Source organism: Mesorhizobium sp. KR9-304 (assembly GCF_040049215.1).
Classification (GTDB): Bacteria; Pseudomonadota; Alphaproteobacteria; order Rhizobiales; family Rhizobiaceae; genus Mesorhizobium_K.
The window spans coordinates 1082561-1099005 of record NZ_JBDZDN010000001.1; the positions used below are offsets into that span (position 1 = coordinate 1082561).

19 protein-coding genes and 1 other RNA gene are annotated in these 16445 nt (G+C 64.9%); 8 read left to right on the plus strand and 12 right to left on the minus strand.

The features are described 5' to 3' along the window. Positions 1–19: 19 nt before the first annotated feature. Both dapE and ABLE71_RS05065 read left to right on the plus strand, forming a co-directional pair. On the plus strand, positions 20–1207 hold the full coding sequence (dapE, locus tag ABLE71_RS05060; RefSeq protein WP_348782264.1) for a succinyl-diaminopimelate desuccinylase: 1188 nt from the start codon (positions 20–22) through the stop codon (positions 1205–1207). A gap of 5 nt (positions 1208–1212) precedes the next feature. Continuing rightward, positions 1213–1809 (plus strand): transporter, encoded by a 597-nt coding sequence (locus ABLE71_RS05065; RefSeq protein ID WP_348782265.1) that lies wholly within the window; start codon positions 1213–1215, stop codon positions 1807–1809. Here ABLE71_RS05065 and truA read toward each other — a convergent pair. From truA to def, 4 genes are all read right to left on the minus strand, one after another. Then, positions 1806–2558: a tRNA pseudouridine(38-40) synthase TruA gene (gene truA, locus ABLE71_RS05070; RefSeq protein WP_348782266.1), complete on the minus strand. Its 753-nt coding sequence runs from the start codon at positions 2556–2558 to the stop codon at positions 1806–1808. The genes ABLE71_RS05065 and truA overlap by 4 nt on opposite strands. Positions 2559–2572: 14 nt before the next feature. Next, on the minus strand, positions 2573–3082 hold the full coding sequence (locus ABLE71_RS05075) for an N-acetyltransferase (RefSeq protein ID WP_348782267.1): 510 nt from the start codon (positions 3080–3082) through the stop codon (positions 2573–2575). Continuing rightward, positions 3079–4014: a methionyl-tRNA formyltransferase gene (gene fmt / locus ABLE71_RS05080; RefSeq protein ID WP_348782268.1), complete on the minus strand. Its 936-nt coding sequence runs from the start codon at positions 4012–4014 to the stop codon at positions 3079–3081. Before fmt ends, ABLE71_RS05075 begins: the two co-directional genes overlap by 4 nt. An 87-nt stretch (positions 4015–4101) precedes the next feature. Further along, positions 4102–4632 (minus strand): peptide deformylase, encoded by a 531-nt coding sequence (gene def, locus ABLE71_RS05085; RefSeq protein WP_348782269.1) that lies wholly within the window; start codon positions 4630–4632, stop codon positions 4102–4104. Positions 4633–4727: 95 nt separating this feature from the next. On the opposite strand from def, the gene rmuC reads away from it, so the two are divergent. Further along, positions 4728–5996 carry a DNA recombination protein RmuC gene (gene rmuC / locus ABLE71_RS05090; protein ID WP_348782270.1) on the plus strand — a complete coding sequence of 423 codons (1269 nt, stop codon included), beginning with the start codon at positions 4728–4730 and terminating at the stop codon, positions 5994–5996. A gap of 32 nt (positions 5997–6028) precedes the next feature. Here rmuC and ABLE71_RS05095 read toward each other — a convergent pair whose 3' ends face one another. Continuing rightward, a complete protein-coding gene (locus ABLE71_RS05095) occupies positions 6029–6433 on the minus strand; it encodes a GFA family protein (protein ID WP_348782271.1) in 405 nt (134 codons plus the stop codon). 145 nt (positions 6434–6578) lie between these two features. Between ABLE71_RS05095 and ABLE71_RS05100 the strand changes: the two genes are divergently transcribed. Next, positions 6579–6704, plus strand: coding sequence for a hypothetical protein (locus ABLE71_RS05100; RefSeq protein WP_348782272.1), 126 nt, complete (start codon positions 6579–6581; stop codon positions 6702–6704). Positions 6705–6902: 198 nt separating this feature from the next. Here ABLE71_RS05100 and ABLE71_RS05105 read toward each other — a convergent pair whose 3' ends face one another. Further along, entirely contained in the window at positions 6903–7310 is a 408-nt protein-coding gene (locus tag ABLE71_RS05105) for a DUF6481 family protein (protein WP_348782273.1), read from the minus strand. A gap of 281 nt (positions 7311–7591) precedes the next feature. Here ABLE71_RS05105 and ABLE71_RS05110 point away from each other — a divergent pair, with 281 nt between their 5' ends. Continuing rightward, positions 7592–8737, plus strand: coding sequence for an AI-2E family transporter (locus ABLE71_RS05110; RefSeq protein WP_348782274.1), 1146 nt, complete (start codon positions 7592–7594; stop codon positions 8735–8737). A 106-nt stretch (positions 8738–8843) separates the two neighbouring features. Next, positions 8844–9845 carry an LLM class flavin-dependent oxidoreductase gene (locus ABLE71_RS05115; RefSeq protein ID WP_348782275.1) on the plus strand — a complete coding sequence of 334 codons (1002 nt, stop codon included), beginning with the start codon at positions 8844–8846 and terminating at the stop codon, positions 9843–9845. A 180-nt stretch (positions 9846–10025) separates the two neighbouring features. Here ABLE71_RS05115 and ABLE71_RS05120 read toward each other — a convergent pair whose 3' ends face one another. The 6 genes from ABLE71_RS05120 to ffs form a co-directional block, all read right to left on the minus strand. Next, entirely contained in the window at positions 10026–10370 is a 345-nt protein-coding gene (locus tag ABLE71_RS05120) for a GNAT family N-acetyltransferase (protein WP_348782276.1), read from the minus strand. A gap of 138 nt (positions 10371–10508) precedes the next feature. Continuing rightward, entirely contained in the window at positions 10509–11768 is a 1260-nt protein-coding gene (locus tag ABLE71_RS05125; protein ID WP_348782277.1) for a lytic murein transglycosylase, read from the minus strand. Between the two features lie 25 nt (positions 11769–11793). Next, positions 11794–12402, minus strand: a complete 609-nt coding sequence (recR, locus tag ABLE71_RS05130) for a recombination mediator RecR (RefSeq protein WP_348782278.1) — start codon at positions 12400–12402, stop codon at positions 11794–11796. A 99-nt stretch (positions 12403–12501) separates the two neighbouring features. Further along, positions 12502–12825 carry a YbaB/EbfC family nucleoid-associated protein gene (locus ABLE71_RS05135; protein WP_348782279.1) on the minus strand — a complete coding sequence of 108 codons (324 nt, stop codon included), beginning with the start codon at positions 12823–12825 and terminating at the stop codon, positions 12502–12504. A gap of 12 nt (positions 12826–12837) precedes the next feature. Further along, the gene (locus ABLE71_RS05140; RefSeq protein ID WP_348782280.1) at positions 12838–14655 is read right to left on the minus strand and encodes a DNA polymerase III subunit gamma/tau; all 1818 of its coding nucleotides are present in this window, start codon (positions 14653–14655) and stop codon (positions 12838–12840) included. 134 nt (positions 14656–14789) lie between these two features. Beyond that, an RNA gene (ffs, locus tag ABLE71_RS05145) (signal recognition particle sRNA small type) lies at positions 14790–14886 on the minus strand. 130 nt (positions 14887–15016) lie between these two features. Here ffs and ABLE71_RS05150 point away from each other — a divergent pair. Together ABLE71_RS05150 and nudC are read left to right on the plus strand one after the other, a co-directional pair. Beyond that, positions 15017–15436 (plus strand): HIT family protein, encoded by a 420-nt coding sequence (locus ABLE71_RS05150; protein ID WP_348782281.1) that lies wholly within the window; start codon positions 15017–15019, stop codon positions 15434–15436. A 35-nt stretch (positions 15437–15471) separates the two neighbouring features. Beyond that, positions 15472–16413, plus strand: a complete 942-nt coding sequence (gene nudC / locus ABLE71_RS05155; protein WP_348782282.1) for an NAD(+) diphosphatase — start codon at positions 15472–15474, stop codon at positions 16411–16413. Positions 16414–16445 lie beyond the last annotated feature (32 nt).

The following is a 16445-nucleotide window of genomic DNA, read 5'->3' on the forward strand; positions in this document are numbered from 1 at the left end:
TTCGGCTATCCCGGCGGGCATGACCCTGCCCACCGATCCTGCCGCGAATCTCGCCGCGCTTATCCGCTGCCCTTCGGTCACGCCGGCCGAGGGCGGCGCGCTTTCGGCGCTTGAGACGATGCTGAAACCGCTCGGCTTTTCCGTCGAACGGCCGGTCTTCTCCGAAGACGGCACCCCGGACGTCGAGAACCTCTACGCACGCCTGTCGGGCAACGGGCCGCATCTGATGTTTGCCGGCCATACCGACGTCGTGCCCGTGGGCGATGAGGCAGCCTGGACCCACCCGCCCTTCGCGGCGGACATTCACAACGGACATATGTACGGTCGCGGCGCCGTCGACATGAAGGGTGGCATCGCCTGCTTCATTGCGGCGGCAGCCCGGCACATTGCCGCCAACGGTGGCTTCAAGGGTTCGGTTTCGCTGCTGATCACCGGCGACGAGGAGGGCCCGTCCATCAACGGCACGGTCAAGGTGCTCGACTGGGCGGCGTCGAAGGGCGAGACCTGGGATGCGGCGATCGTCGGCGAACCGACCAATCCCGACCGGCTCGGCGACATGATCAAGACCGGCCGGCGAGGCTCGATCTCGGGGGTGATCACCGTCAATGGCCGGCAGGGCCATGTCGCCTATCCGCATCTTGCCGACAATCCCATACGCGGCCTGATGACGCTTGCCGATGCGCTGCTCGATCCGATCCTCGACAGCGGCACGGCCGAGTTCCAGTCCAGCAATCTCGAAATCATCTCGATCGATGTCGGCAACCCGGCGGTCAATGTCATCCCGGCGAAGGCGACCGCTGTCTTCAACATACGCTTCAACGACACGTGGACCGCCGAGACGCTGCAGGCGGAGATCCACAATCGGCTCGACCGCGCCAGCCGCCGCAAGAAATACCGCGCCGGGCGCGAGGAGCCGATCGCCTTCGACCTCGTCTGGCGTGGCCGGGTGAGCGAAGTGTTTCTCACGCGGGATGAAAAGCTCGTGGCGGCGCTGAGCGCGTCCATCCGCAGCGTGACCGGCAAGACGCCGGAACTCTCCACGTCCGGCGGCACCTCCGATGCGCGCTTCATCAAGGACTATTGTCCGGTGGTCGAATTCGGGCTTGTCGGCAAGACCATGCACATGGTCGACGAGCGCGTCGCGCTTGCCGATCTCGAGACGCTGACCGATATCTACAGCCGTTTTCTCGAGGACTGGTTCGGGTAGGGCCGATGCCTTCCTCCGACGACATCCAGCAATATCTGACCGGCGCCTGGCGCATGATGATGGGCAAGGCCGACGGGCTGCGCCTGCTCGACCTCACCGTCGACGGCTTCTGGAATTCCTTCTTCGCCATGGTGGTCGCGCTGCCGGCATTGATGGTCGGCTGGGTCGCCGTGGCGAGTGAATTCAGCATGGTTTCCGCCGACGTCGGCAGCAGATTTTCGATTGCCGTCCGTTTCGCGGCGATCGATCTCGCGGTCTGGCTGCTGCCGATCGTGGTACTCGCCGCAGTCGCTTCAAGAGTCGGGCTGGCCGACCGTTTCGTTCATCTCGTCGTGGCGAGCAATTGGGCGTCGGCGCTGTTCATCTGGCTGACCGTGCCCGTGCCTCTCGCCGGGCTGATCTGGTCGTTCGGCCCCGAGTCGAGGGTTTCGCTTTCTCTTATGCTGCTGGCGCTCAATCTGTTCGTCTCCTGGCGCGTCACCAACGTGGCGGTTGCGAAGGGAGCGGCCATCACCACCGCCGTCATCGCCGCTATGTTCGTCCTGTCCCTCCTGGTTCAGGCGCTTCTGATGGCGGCCCTCGGCCTGGGCCAGGCTGCCTAGGTTGGAGGGTAGTCCACCTTCATCAGGTAGAGCCCTTCGGGCGGCGCCACCGCTGCGCAGGCGGCGCGGTCCTTCGCCTCCAGCGCGGCCTTGACGTCGGCTGCGCTCCACGCACCCTCGCCGACGCGTTTCAGCGTGCCGACCATCGAACGCACCTGGTTGTGCAGGAAGGATCGCGCCGATGCGGTCACCTCGATGAGATCGCCGGAGCGTTTCACGTCGAGCCGGTCGAGCGTCCTCAGCGGGCTCTTTGCCTGGCAATGGATAGAACGGAAGGTGGTGAAATCGTGCCGTCCGACCAGCTCCCGCGCCGCCTCGTGCATCGCGTCCGCATCGAGCGGGGCCGGCACCCACCATGCCCGGTCCTTCTCCAGCGCCGGCGGCGCGCGCCGGTTGAGGATGCGGAAGAGATAGTGGCGGGCGGTGGCCGAAAAGCGCGCGTCGAACTCATCGGCGGTTCGCGTCGCCCGGATCACCGAGACCGCCTCGCCGGCGAGCTTCAGATGCGCGTTGATCGCGTCGCGCACCGTATCGCCGGGCCAGTCCTTCGTCAGGTCGAGATGCGCAACCTGCCCGGCGGCGTGCACCCCGGCGTCGGTTCGGCCGGCGCCGCGCATCGAGACGGTTTCGCCGCAGAAGCCGCGCACCGCGTTTTCGAGCGCCGCCTGCACCGAATGCTGTCCGGCCTGCCGCTGCCAGCCGGAATAGGGCGTCCCGTCATATTCGATATCGAGGCGGTAGCGCGGCACGCCCGAGGCCGGCTCTAAGCGGCCAATTCCGAGCTGAAAGCCGGCGCGTAGACCAGCTTGCCGCTTGCCGGAGCTTCGCCCCAGGCCACCGCCTGCAGCGCCTCGCACTGATAGTCGCTGTCGAAGCCGCCCGCGCGCTCATGCGCATAGCCGAAGCGGCCGTAATAGGCCGGCTCGCCCAGAACCAGAGACAGCTTCTCGCCGGCCTGCTTCAGCCGGACATGCGCCTCGCGGATCAGCGCTCCGCCTATGCCGCTGCCGTGGAAGGACGGCTCCACCGCCAGGGGAGCCAGCGCCACGGCCGGAAACCGCCTGTTGCCATGGTCGACATAGAGCCGCGAGAACAGGATGTGGCCGACGACCTGGCCTTCCTCCTCGGCGACCAGTTCGAGCACCGTGTCGCCGCTCTCCACCAAGGCGTCGACAAGCCCGGCCTCCGCCTTCTGGCCGAATGCATGCTCCTCGACGAGGCGGATCGCTTCGCGATCCCTCGCCGTGGCAGTCCTGATCGACATCATGCTCATGAGAACCTCGTTCCTTTTTCCATTCTCAAGCCGCGGAGGAACTCCTCCGCCGTCACCGGTCTGCCACCGGCGCGCTGCAATTGGGTCAGCCGCACAGCGCCGTCCGCGCAGGCGACCGTCAGGTGCTCGTCAACAAGCTCGCCCGGCTCGCCAATGCCTTCCGCCGGCATCGAGCGCAGGAGCTTCAGCCGCTCGGCCTTGCCGCCAACCGCCATCTCGCACCATGCGCCGGGAAAGGGCGACAGGCCGCGAATGCGATTGTGCACGTCGACCGCCGGCTGCCGCCAGTCGATCCGCGTGTCCCCCTTATCGATCTTTTTGGCGTAAATCACGCCCTCGGCGGACTGCGGTGTCAGGGCGAGCGTGCCGGCTTCGAGTTGCTTCAGCGCCTCAACCATCAGTCCGGCGCCAACCGTCATCAATCGGTCGTGCAACTCTCCTGATGTCTCGCAGGGCCCGATCACGACGCGCTGGTCCAGCGCCACCGGCCCGGTATCGAGCCCTTCCTCCATCTTCATGACCATCATGCCGGTTTCATGGTCGCCGGCCATGATCGCCCGCTGGATGGGGGCGGCACCGCGCCAGCGCGGCAAGAGCGAGGCGTGTCCGTTCCAGGCACCCAGCCGCGTGCCTTCGAGGACCTGTTTCGGCAAAAGTAGCCCGTAGGCGACCACGACAGCCGCATCGGCCTTCAGGGCGGCAAAGGCCTCCTGCTCGGCCTGCCCCTTCAGCGAAACCGGCGTCCTCACCGCGATGCCCAGCCTTTCGGCCTCGCGCTGCACCGGCGACGGCGTCAGCTCCAGCCCCCGCCGGCCGGCCGGCCGCGGCGGCTGCGTGTAGACGGCAACGATCTCGTGCCCCGCTTCCACGATCGCGCGAAGCGTCGGCACGGAAAATTCCGGCGTGCCCATGAAGATGATGCGAAGCGGCATTGCTGGTAGCGCTGTCCAAGCCTTTCGGTCCCGCGTTCAACCGGTCTTGCGGCTTCAGGTCAAGCCAAATGCGGAGGGCGCGAAGCGCTACCCTACCATCTTCGCCGGCGGGCGGTCCCTGGCGAGCTTCTTGAACTTCTTCACCACCATGTCGCGCTTCAGCTTCGAGATATGGTCGATGAAGAGCACGCCGTTGAGGTGGTCGATCTCGTGCTGCAGGCAGGTCGCGAGCAGGCCCTCGGCTTCGACCTCCTGCTCTCTCCCCTCGCGGTCCAGGTGGCGCAGGCGAACCTTGGCCGGGCGTTCGACCTCGGCGTAATAGTCCGGGATCGACAGGCAGCCTTCCTCGTAGACGGAGCGATCGTCGCTGCTTGCAAGGATCTCCGGATTGATGAAGACCTGCGGCGCCGGCGGCTCGCCTTCCTTGGCGAGGTCGATGACCAGCATGCGCAGCGGTTCGCCGACCTGGATCGCGGCCAGCCCTATCCCCGGCGCGTCATACATGGTTTCGAGCATGTCGTCGGCAAGCTTCAGCAGCGGCGCGTCGACGCATTCCACCGGCTTGGAAACCAGGCGCAGGACGGGATCGGGAAGGATGACAAGCGGCTTGATCGGCATGCGCCTCACCTAAGACCTCGAAATAGAAGCGTCAACATCGTCGTTTGTTCTTGTTTTGATCTAGCCGGACCCGCCGAATCGGTTATGCTTGGCGGATGGATCAGCTTACCGCCATGCTTTCGGAGCCAATCGCCAAGCTGGGGGCGACCACGATCACGCTTGGGCAGGCGCTGGCTTTCGCCGCCTTTCTTTTCGCGACCCTCTTCGTCGGCCTGGTTGTTTCGCTCTGGCGCTCCGGGCGTGCGCGCGCCGCGGCCGCCGCGGAAGCCGTCGAACGCGCGCGGCAGGCCGAGACCCAGATGATGGCGCTCGCCCAGGCGCAGGCCGAGATGCAGGGCCGGCTCGGCGCCGTGGCGGAGGTATTCGGCGCGCGGCAGGCCGAACTCAACCAGTCGCTCGGCCAGCGGCTCGACGCCATGACCGGGCGCATCGGCCTGACCATCACCGAGCAGACCAAGTCGACGCATGATTCGCTGGCCAAGCTGCAGGAGCGGCTCGCGGTGATCGACAGCGCGCAGAACAACATCCAGTCGCTTGCCGGCCAGGTGGTGCAGCTCCAGGCGATCCTCTCCAACAAGCAGACGCGCGGCGCCTTCGGCCAGTCGCGCATGGAGGCGATCGTCGCCGACGGCCTGCCGCAGGGGGCATACGAGTTCCAGGCGACTCTGTCGAACGGAAGCCGGCCGGACTGCCTCGTCAAGATGCCCAACGGCACGCCGTCGCTGGTCATCGACGCCAAGTTTCCACTCGAAGCCTGGAACGCCATCCGCGCCGCGGCCGAGGCCGAAAATGCGGGCGATGCACCCAAGTACGCTGCGCAGGCCTTCCGCCGCGACGTCGAGTACCACATCAAGGCGATAGCGGATAAATACCTGATCTCGGGCGAGACCCAGGAAACGGCGTTCATGTTCGTGCCGTCGGAATCGATCTTCGCCGAGATTCACGAGAATTTCGAAGCGGTCGTCCAGAGGGCTCACCGTGCGCGCGTGGTCATCGTGTCGCCCTCGCTGCTGATGCTGTCGATCCAGGTCGTGCAATCGATTCTCAAGGACGCCCGGATGCGCGAGCAGGCGCATCTGATCCAGGGCGAGGTCTCACGGCTGATGGATGATCTTTCGCGGCTGGATGAACGCGTGCGCAAGCTGCAAACGCATTTTGCCCTCACAAGCCGCGATATCGAGCAAATCGTCACGTCGACTGAAAAGGTGACCAAGCGAGGTCAGAGGATCAAGGACGTTGAGCTCGGCGCAGATGCTGTCGACGAGGCCGACATTTCGCGCGCGCTGCCGGCGGCGAATGAAAGCGCATCGGTCGGGACGAAGAGCGGGCAGCTCCGGCTGCGCGTCGTCGACGAGGGCGCCTAGCCGGTCCGACCAGCCAGACCGAGCCCGGCCCTTTAGCCCATTTCCTTGGTCGCAAGCCCCTCGATGCCGGGAAGCCACGGCGCGGCGGAGCGATGCCAGATCTGCCGTCTGGGCTTTAGATCGGCGCGCTGGCGTGCCGTGCCGACCCTAATGCCATAGGATTTGGGACCATCGTCGGCCGAGGTTGCGTAGATCGGCGAGCCGCATTCGGCGCAGAAGGCCTGGACGCGTCTGTTGCCGCTTTCGGCCGTCTTCACGTAAGCCTTCGGCGTGCCGCGGGTCAGACGAAAATTTTCCTCCGAGGCGAAGATCACCACGCGGAACGCCGTCCCCGAAAGCGTCTGGCAATCCGTACAATGGCAGATGCTGACCATATCCGGGTCGATCTCGGCCTCATAGGCGATCGCGCCGCAGTGACAGCCGCCGTCGATCTTCATCGTACTCTCCTATATCCGCGTCCGCGGCATATCCGCCGCGGCCCCGAGAACAGCAGAAGATTCAGGCGAGCGTGAGGTGCAAAGGGACTCTTGCCGTTGGGGCAGAGTCTTGTTTCACTGCGTTCCCGTCAACGAGGAGCGAATCATGGCCAAAGGCAGCATGAAAGCGAAGAAGGAAGTCCGCAAACCGAAGAAGGACGCAAAGAAGCCGGTAGCGGCTCCGGCGCTGAAACCGGCTCCGGTTGCCGCCCTGCGGCAAAAGGAGAAGTAGGCACGCGTCCGATCTCGGGCGGGCAGCCGGAGGATTGTAGTGGATTCTTTCCGGCGCCGCCGAAAGGCGCATGCGCGTCGTCGCCTCGCGCCAGGCGGGGTCATTGAACATGTCCAAGGCCGGGGCCGCTTCATCGGTCCCGGCGTCAGGGTCGGATGCTTGGATCGCCTTTTGTGCGTCCACGCGGAGCACTGCTTCTCAGTGTCTGCCGGACCTGGCTTTGCGCGCCGCGTAACGCGCATCGCGCTTGGCCTTGCGTTCGGCCTCGTCGGCAAGTACCCGGGCGATGCGTTCGTTCTCTTCCGCTTCCCGGGCTCTTGCTTCCGCTTGAGCAGCCTCCTCGGCGGCGAGACGCGCCGCCTCCTCCGCTGCCTCGCGTTCCGCACGCTCCACGGCTTCGCGCGCCAGTCTTTCCTGGCGCAGCTTTTCCCTCTCGGCCTCGCGCTTCTCACGCGCCTCGATGATGGCCTGCCGCTCCGCCTTCCTTGCGAGCACCGCGGGATCGTCTTCCGCGGGCCGCGCCTTGAACCGGTCAAGCAATGCTTTCTTGGCTTCGTTCGCCGCATTGCGGCGTTCGAAGATGTCCTTTTCCCGATACATGATCAAATTCAGTCCTTGAAGTCTGCCAGCGCAGCTTAAATACGCAAGACGGGCGAGAGTTCAAGCGGCATTCCAGCATCACTCCCATGAAAATCCGCGGTTTGCCGCAAAGAACGCGCCGCCGACATGCTCCGGCTCGATCCGAAGCGGCGTGTTTAGGATACGAGTCCCGTGAAAGCCGACTAAGCGCCGGGTTTCTGGAACTTTGGCCAAGCTGCCGCGTTTCTGCGCGCAAGCCTCTTGTGCACTGTATAGATGGTGGCCGGCTGATTTATGGGGGGACCGTCATGGCAACCGAGACCGCTGATACCGGCGTGACAGCGCCGGAAGCGGCTGACACGCGTCGATCTGACACACGGCTCATGCGCTCGCTGCTCATCGGGATTTTCCTGCTGATGATGGTCTATGCGCTCTATTTCGGGCGCGAATTCTTCATGCCTGTCATCCTGGCTTTCCTGCTCGCCTTGATGATGACGCCGATCGTCCGGTTCCTGCGCAAGCGCGGAATCTCCGAGCCCGTTTCCGCCACCCTGCTCATCCTGGTTGCGGTTGCCGGCATCGGCGGCACCGCTTACTTCATCAGCGGCCCGGTGATGGGGCTTGTGAACGATGCGCCCGCCATCGGGCGGCGGCTTTCCGAAAGGCTGGCGGAGCTGCGCCATCCGTTCGAACGGGTGCTGCAGATCTCCAGGCAGGTCGAGCAGGTTGCCGACACCACTCAGGAGCCCGGCGTCCAGAAGGTCGTCATGGCGCAGCCGGGCATCGTCTCGCAGGCCGCCGGCAACCTCCTGTCGGCCTCCACGACGATCGCCATCACCTTCGTGCTTTCGCTGTTCCTCATGGCGTCCGGCAACATGTTCTATGAGAAGATCATCCAGTCATTCGCCCGGATGAGTGAAAAGAAGCGCGCCCTGAGGTTGGTGTACGATGTCGAGCGTGAAATTTCCCGCTACCTTCTGACAGTCGCATTGATCAATGGCGGACTTGGCGTCGCCATCGGCCTGGGCCTTTGGGCCATAGGCATGCCCACTCCTCTGGTGTGGGGCGTTGCGGCGGCGCTGCTCAATTTCCTGCCCTATGTCGGCGCGCTGCTGACCATCCTGCTCGTCGCCATCATCTCGATCATCACCTTCGACAGCCTGTCCTACGCCCTCGCGGCGCCCGCCTTTGTCATATTGTGCAACGTGATCGAGGGACAGATCGTCACGCCGCTGGTCGTGGGCAGGCGGCTGGAGATAAACGCCGTCGCCATCTTCATCGCCGTGGCGTTCTGGTCGTGGCTCTGGGGGTTCGTCGGCGCGCTGATCGCAGTTCCGTTGCTCGTCGTCATCAAGGTGTTCTGCGACCATTTCGAGAGCTGGCGGCATGTCGGCAACTTCCTTTCGGCGCAGCAGACAGCCGACGAGCCCGAAGAGCGCGCATCCGAGCATTGACGAGGAACGATGCGGGCCGCGCCCGCCAGGCATGGCGATCCCTTCGGCATTTGCGGCAAGGCCAGGCAGTCCTTATATCCCGGGCTGAACCTCGGATAAAATTGCCATGGCCGTGCTTTCCGTCCTCGATCTCTCTCCCGTACCCGAAGGCAGCACCGCCGGCCAGTCGCTGAGAAACACGCTCGATCTCGCCCGTCATGTCGAGCGCCTCGGGTATCATCGCTACTGGCTCGCCGAGCATCACAACATGCCGGGCATCGCGAGTGCGGCGACCTCCGTCGTCATCGGCCATGTCGCGGCGGGCACGTCGACCATCAGGGTGGGCGCCGGCGGTATCATGCTGCCCAACCACGCACCGCTCGTCATCGCAGAGCAGTTCGGCACGCTGGCCGCGCTCCATCCCGGCCGCATCGACCTCGGGCTCGGGCGCGCGCCCGGCACCGATATGCTGACGGCACGGGCGCTCCGCCGCAATCTCGAAGCCGGCGCCGACAATTTCCCGCAGGACGTGGTCGAACTGATGAATTATTTCCAGCCCGCCGAGCCCGGCCAGCGCGTGCGCGCCGTGCCCGGCGAAGGCGAGGATGTCGAGGTCTGGGTCCTGGGATCCTCGACCTACGGCGCGCAGCTCGCCGCCATGCTCGGCCTTCCCTATGCCTTCGCCTCGCATTTCGCGCCGGCCGAGATGGAACATGCGATCGACATCTACCGCTCGCGCTTCCAGCCCTCGGACCGGCTGGCTGCCCCCAAATTGATGCTTGGCCTCAATGTCTTCGCCGCCGACACCGATGGCGAGGCACGGCTGCTGTTCAGTTCCCTGCAGCAGGCTTTCGTCAATTTGCGCACCGGGCGGCCGGGCAAGCTGCCGCCTCCGGTGGAGAATTTCGAGGCGACGCTCGATCCGATGGCAAAGGGCATGCTCGCCGGAGCGCTTTCCTGCGCCATCGTCGGCTCGCCGGCGACCGTCAGGAGCGGTCTCGACGAGTTCGTGCGCCGCACCGGCGCGGACGAGTTAATGGTCACGGCGCAGATATTCGACCACAAGGCGCGGCTCAGGTCGTTCGAAATCCTGGCCGAGGCGCATCGCGAACTTTCCCAAGCGGCCTGAGTCTTGCCACGCTAACCCTTAGCGGAGAGGTTGAGACGGCTTCACGCGTGGAAAGCCCGGTTGGCCAACCCATTGATTTCGTTCAACGCTTAGGAGCGGCAGGGGGAAAACGCCGGCGACGCATGCAGGGCGTGGCGACGGTCGACTATGTCCTGAGACACAGGAGACGCCTTGCCTCAGTCATCCATCCCAAGGCACGCGATACATGCCCGCCCGTTCATAGAGTGCAACGGCAGGCTTGTTGCCAGCCTCCACTTTGAGGTCGACCGCCGGGGCATGGCGATCGGTGAAGGCGACGAACACCTGTCGCAGCAGGTTATCGCCGAGACCAATCCTTCGGACGTCAGGGTGAACCGCAAGGTCCTTCAGAAATGCGCTGGTCCAGCACAACGCGACAGCGACCAGCTTCTCTTCGCGAACGACCAGGAAGCAGAGCGAGGCGTCGAATTCGGTATCGCTGGAGAATCTCGTCCACCAGTGATCGAAGTCCGGCACGCCCCGGCCGTCGGTATAGGCCTTGTCCATCACCTCATGGACGGCGCGGGCGTCGTCCGGCCGGAGAGTGCGGCAGGAGAAGCCGGGCCGCCACGCGGGTGGCGGGATTGGCCGGTCGAGATCTTTGCGCAGCCTGAAAGCCCGCTCCCCCATTTGCATCCTCGACGGTTAGCGGAGGGCTTTGACGATGCCCGCATCCGGGAAGCAGGTCGGCGTCTGGCCGTTCTTGGCCTGCCAATCGCCGATCGAGCGGCGCGTCTTGAAGCCCGGCAGGCCGTCGGCGCCGCCAACGTCGTAGCCGACCTTTTCCAGTCCGCGCTGCATGGCGGCGATGTCGGAGCGGTAGAGACCGCCGACCTTGCCCCACGTTCCGGCGAAACGCCCGTCGCCACCGGCGATGCGGTCGGCGCCGTGGCCGATGAAGAGCGCATAGAGATCGCTCTCATTATATTCCTTGAGCACGTAGAAATTCGGCGTGACGACGAAGGCCGGTCCGCTGCGTCCTGCCGGCATCAGCAGGAAACCCTCGGCCTTCAGCTCGCTTTTCGGGAACGGCTTGCCGCTGACCCTCTCTATGCCGAGTGCCGCCCATTCGGCGATCTTCTTGCCCCGGTCCGGCCCTTCCAGCGCGCAGGACACGCTGTCGGGAACGGTCACCTCAAAACCCCAGTCGCGGCCCTTCACCCAGCCATAGTCGACGAGGTAATTGGCGATCGAAGCCAGCGTGTCCGGCGTCGAACTCCAGATATCGATCACGCCGTCGCCGTCGAAATCGACGGCATGCTTGAGGAACGAGGTCGGCAGGAATTGCGGCTGGCCGAGCGCGCCGGCCCATGACGATTTCATCGCCTTGCGTGTCACCAGACCCCGTTCCAGCATGACCAGGGCCGCGAGCACCTCGGTCCGGAACATGTCCTTGCGGGTCGCGAGAAACGCCTTGGTGCCCAGCACCTCGAAGGCGTCGTGCGGGATCTTCGCCGCACCGAAACCCGATTCGCGGCCCCAGATCGCCAGAACGACGCCACCGGGCACGCCGTAGCGTTTCTCTATCGCGGCAAGCGTCTTTCCATGTTTGCCGGCACGGGCACGGCCTCCCGAACTCACCGCACCGATCGTCTTCTCGGCGAAATAATTGCCGGGCGAGCCGAACTCGGCCTGAAGCTGCTTCTTCGGCGTCTTCGGCTTTTCACCGGGCATGACCAGATCGGGAAGATCGAGGTTCGGCTTCACGCCGGCAAACGCCGCGTCGAAGGTCGGCTTCGACACGCCGCTCGCCTGCGCCTCCGGCCAAAGATCTTGCTCGAGCCAGGCGCGGAACTGGTCATCGATCCTTGCCGCGAAGGCGGGGAAGGTTGAGCCTATGAGCGTCAATATCAACGCCGCCACAGCCGCAATAATGGTACGGGGGCACCGTAGAGAGCTGGTCATCCCGCTCTTCTCAATGACAACCATGTCAAAACGCTGTCCGCGATTTCAGCGCCGCCGACAACGTGCCCTCGTCGAGATAGTCGAGTTCACCGCCCACCGGCACGCCATGCGCCAGCCGCGTCACCTTCACGCCGAAGCCGGCAAGCTGGTCGGTCAGGTAGTGCGCCGTGGTCTGGCCCTCGACCGTGGCGTTGACCGCGAGGATGACCTCCTTCACCTCGCCCTCCGCTATCCTGTCGACCAGCGTCCTGATGTTCAACTGCTCCGGGCCGATGCCGTCGAGCGGCGACAGCGTGCCGCCAAGCACATGGAAACGCGCATTCATCGAGCCGGCGCGCTCCAGCGCCCAGAGGTCGGCGACATCCTCGACCACGATGATCATCGCCGGATCGCGGCGGGCGTCGGTGCAGATCATGCAGGGGTCGGCCGTATCGACATTGCCGCAGACCGAGCAGATGCGCACCTTGTCGACCGCCTCGCTCATCGCGTCGGCGAGTGGCGAAAGCAGCTGCTCCTTCTTCTTGATGAGATGCAACGCCGCGCGCCGCGCCGAGCGCGGCCCGAGCCCCGGCACCTTGGCCAGAAGCTGGATCAGGCGCTCGATCTCGGGGCCGGCGATTCGTTTGGAGGACATGGTGTAAATATAGGCCGTAGGCAGTTGGGAATAGGGAGTAGGAGAAGAATTCCGCACGCCTTTTCGCTGTTATTCCCTACTCACTATTCCCTACTCCCTTCAAAACGGCAGTTTCATGCCGGGCGGGATCGGCAGGCCGGCGGTCAGGTCACGAGTCTTTTCCTGCATGATCGCCTCGATCTTGGCCTTGGCGTCGTTGTGGGCGGCAAGCAGCAGATCCTCCAGGATCTCGACCTCTTCCTCCTTGAACAGCGACGGGTCGATCTTGATCGACTTCATCTCGAACTTGCCGGTCAGCGTCACGCCGACCAGACCGCCGCCGGCCTGGCCGGTCGCCTCGATCCCGGCGATTTCCTCCTGCATGGCCTGGAACTTGGCCTGCATTTCCTTCGCCTTGCCCATCAGGCCGAGAAGGTCCTTCATCACTTGCCTCCGTCAGAAATCGGTTTCGTCGTCATCCGCTGCCGGCTCGGGCGGCAGGTCGGCATCGCCGGCTTCCGCTTCCGGCGCGTTGGGAATACGTACGTCGATGATCTTTGCGCCTGGAAAGCGTGCAAGGATTGCAGCCACGGCAGGATCGTTCCTGGCGTCGAGGATGGCGTCGTTTTTCTTGGCAGCCTCTGCCTCGGCGAGCGTCTGTCCGCCTTCGTCGCGCGAAACCGACACCATCCAGCGCCGGCCGGTCCATTTTTCGAGGCGCGCGCTAAGATCGGTGACCAGGCTTTTCGGCGCGTCAGCGGTAAGGCTGACGTCCAGACGGCCCGGGTCGATCCGAACCAGCCTTATGCAGCTTTTGAACTGCGTCTTGAAAAGCATGTCGCGATTTGCATCGGCAAGGGCCGCGATATCTGCCAGCGACTTCACCGGCACCGCAGGTGCAGCTTCCGCAACGGGCTGCGGAGGCGCGACCATTTCGGCAGGTGCGGATTGGGTTTCAACCAACCGCATCGTCTGGCCGCCGCCGGATGTCACCGGCATGCGGCCCGAGGCAATCGCGCTGGCTCCACCGTTGCCAGGCCCGGCAGCAGTTGGCGACGAGGATCGTGCTGGTGGAGAACCCGTCGACTGCGGCCCGTCGTCGAGCGACTTCAGCGCCTCGTCGAGCGTCGGCAGGTCGGCGGCGTGCGCGATCCTGATCAGAACCATCTCGGCGGCGCTCGCCGGGCGATTGGAAGACTGCACCTCGGGGATGCCCTTGATCAGCATCTGCCAGGTCCGCGACAGCACCCGCACCGAGAGCGCCTTGGCGAACTCAACGCCGCGCCGGCGCTCGTCCTCCGAAAGAGATGCGTCGCCGGCGGCCGAAGGCACGAAGCGCAGCCGAGTCACCAGGTGGTTGAACTCGGCAAGGTCGGTCAGCACCGCCGCCGGATCGGCGCCGACATCATATTGCGCGCGGAACTCGGTCAGCGCCGCCGCCGCATCGCCCTTCATGAGGTGCTCGAACAGATCGACGATCCGCGCGCGGTCGGCAAGCCCGAGCATCGAGCGCACCTGCTCGGCGGTGACGGCGCCCGCGCCATGCGCGATCGCCTGGTCGAAGATCGACAGCGCGTCGCGGACGGATCCTTCGGCGGCGCGCGCGATCATGGCGACGGCTTCGTCGTCGACCGAAATGTCCTCCAGCCCGGCGATCTTGTTGAGATGTTCGGTCAGCATGCCGGCGTCGACGCGTCTCAGGTCGAAGCGCTGGCAGCGCGACAGCACCGTGATAGGAACCTTGCGTATCTCCGTCGTGGCGAAGATGAACTTCACGTGCGGAGGCGGCTCCTCCAGCGTCTTCAGCAGGCCGTTGAAGGCCTGCGTGGAGAGCATGTGCACCTCGTCAATGATGTAGACCTTGTAGCGGGCCGACACCGGCGCGTAGCGCACCTGCTCGATGATCTCCCGGATATCGTCGATGCCGGTGTGGGACGCTGCGTCCATCTCGATGACATCGACGTGGCGGCCCTCCATGATCGCCTTGCAATGCTCGCCCAGTATGGTCAGGTCGACAGAGGGCTGATTTACCGTGTCGGTCCTGTAGTTCAGCGCCCGGGCAAGAATGCGGGCGGTCGTGGTCTTGCCGACGCCGCGCACGCCAGTCAGCATCCAGGCCTGCGCGATGCGGCCGGTGGAAAACGCGTTGGTGAGCGTACGCACCATCGGCTCCTGGCCGATCAGGGCGGAAAAATCAGCCGGCCGGTATTTGCGCGCAAGCACCCGGTAGCCGCCGGCGGCCTTGCCCTGCATGTCGCTTCCGGCGTCGCTCATCTCGCCTTATGATACTCCGCTGGCAGACCGAATTAGGCGGGCCGGTCCTAGCGAACCGATTCCCATTCGCAAGTTTCGCCCGCGCGGCGTCGCTGCGTCAATGACGCGGCAATCGGCTGGCGGACAGCGGGAAGGCGGGAGGCTGGAACAATGACCCGTTCCGTGCTCGTTAGGGCTGCTTCCTTCCGGACCTGACCCGGTTGGCGAGTGGCTCGTCCACCACCAACCTCCCGCTTTTCATATCGGCAATTCGGCCGCCGATTGCAAGAGCAAGGTCGATCGCGGCCGCTGCCAAGCCAATGATTCGCTTGCAGGGCGCTGCCCGCCGCTCTAGCCTTCGTAAAAAGTCGAGGGAAACGCCATGATGCCGGGCGTCAAGGCCGGATTTTCGCTGGATGCCAGGCTGGAAGGCGACAGCAACCAGTTGATGTGGCTTGGTCTCTGCGAACTGCGGATCATGAAAGACCGCCGCTGGCCCTGGCTTGTGCTCGTGCCGCAACGTCCGGGCATCGAGGAGGTCCACGATCTGACGCCGCTTGACCAGGCCATGCTCACCTTCGAGACCAACATGGTTGCGCAGGCGCTGAAAAACGTGACCGCGTGCACCAAGATCAACACCGGCGCGCTCGGCAACATCGTGCGCCAGCTCCACGTCCATGTCGTCGCCCGCAGCGTGGGTGACCCCGGCTGGCCAGGACCGGTCTGGGGCCATGGCATGCGCGAGCCCTACCAGGGCGCGGAGCTTCGCCAGTTTGCCGAAAAGATAAAGGCGGCGCTATAAGCGCCTGGTCCTATCCTCCACCCCTTGAGTCCTCCATGCCATTTCGCCTTTTCGACGCGCCGCTAGCCGAGCCGAGCCAGTTCGTCGGCTTCGCCGGCAATATCATCGACCGGCAGTCGGAGGACCGGACCGACGATTCCGTCGAGAAGGCGCTCGCCGATCCGGCGACGCGGCTCCTCCTGATGGGCGGCGGGCGCATCCTGCTCAGGTTCAACGGCGATGGCAGCGCCGCGGGCTATTTCGGGCTTTCCGACATGCGCGAACTCGGCGTGGACCTTGCCAATGCGGTTCTGCTCGGCACCGCGCCGGAGGGCCCTGTCGTCGCCATGCCGGCCGCCACCGAGGCCGAAGCGCTGCCCGAGGCGATCAAGGCTGTCGACTACCGCTCCGTCTATATGCAGGGCCTGCTTGATCCCGAAGCGCTCGGCGCGCTCGCGCAGGGAGCGAGCCTGCTTGCGTGGCATGCCAACCACCGCTTCTGCGGCAAATGCGGCCAGCCGACGCAGATGCGGGCAGGCGGTTACAAGCGCCTCTGCACCGCCTGCGGCACGGAACATTTTCCGCGCACCGACCCCGTCGCCATCATGCTGGCGGTGTCGCGCGACCGATGCATCCTTGGACGCGGCAGGCATTTCGCTCCCGGCATGTATTCGGCGCTTGCCGGCTTCATCGAGCCCGGCGAGACGATCGAGAACGCAGTCCGGCGCGAAACGCTGGAGGAGTCGGGCATCAGGCTCGGCCGCGTCGTCTACCACGCCAGCCAGCCCTGGCCGTTCCCCTATTCGCTGATGATCGGCTGCTTCGGCGAGGCGCTGAACGAGGACATCGAAGCCGACCTCGCCGAACTGGAGGACTGCCGCTGGTTCGAGCGCGCCGAGGTGCTGACGATGCTCGGCAGGACGCACCCGACGCTGTTCACACCGCCGCCCGGCGCGATCGCCCACCATCTCATCCGCGCCTGGGCCGAAAGCGCCTGACGTTGCCACGCGACATTATTCTTAGTTCTTGT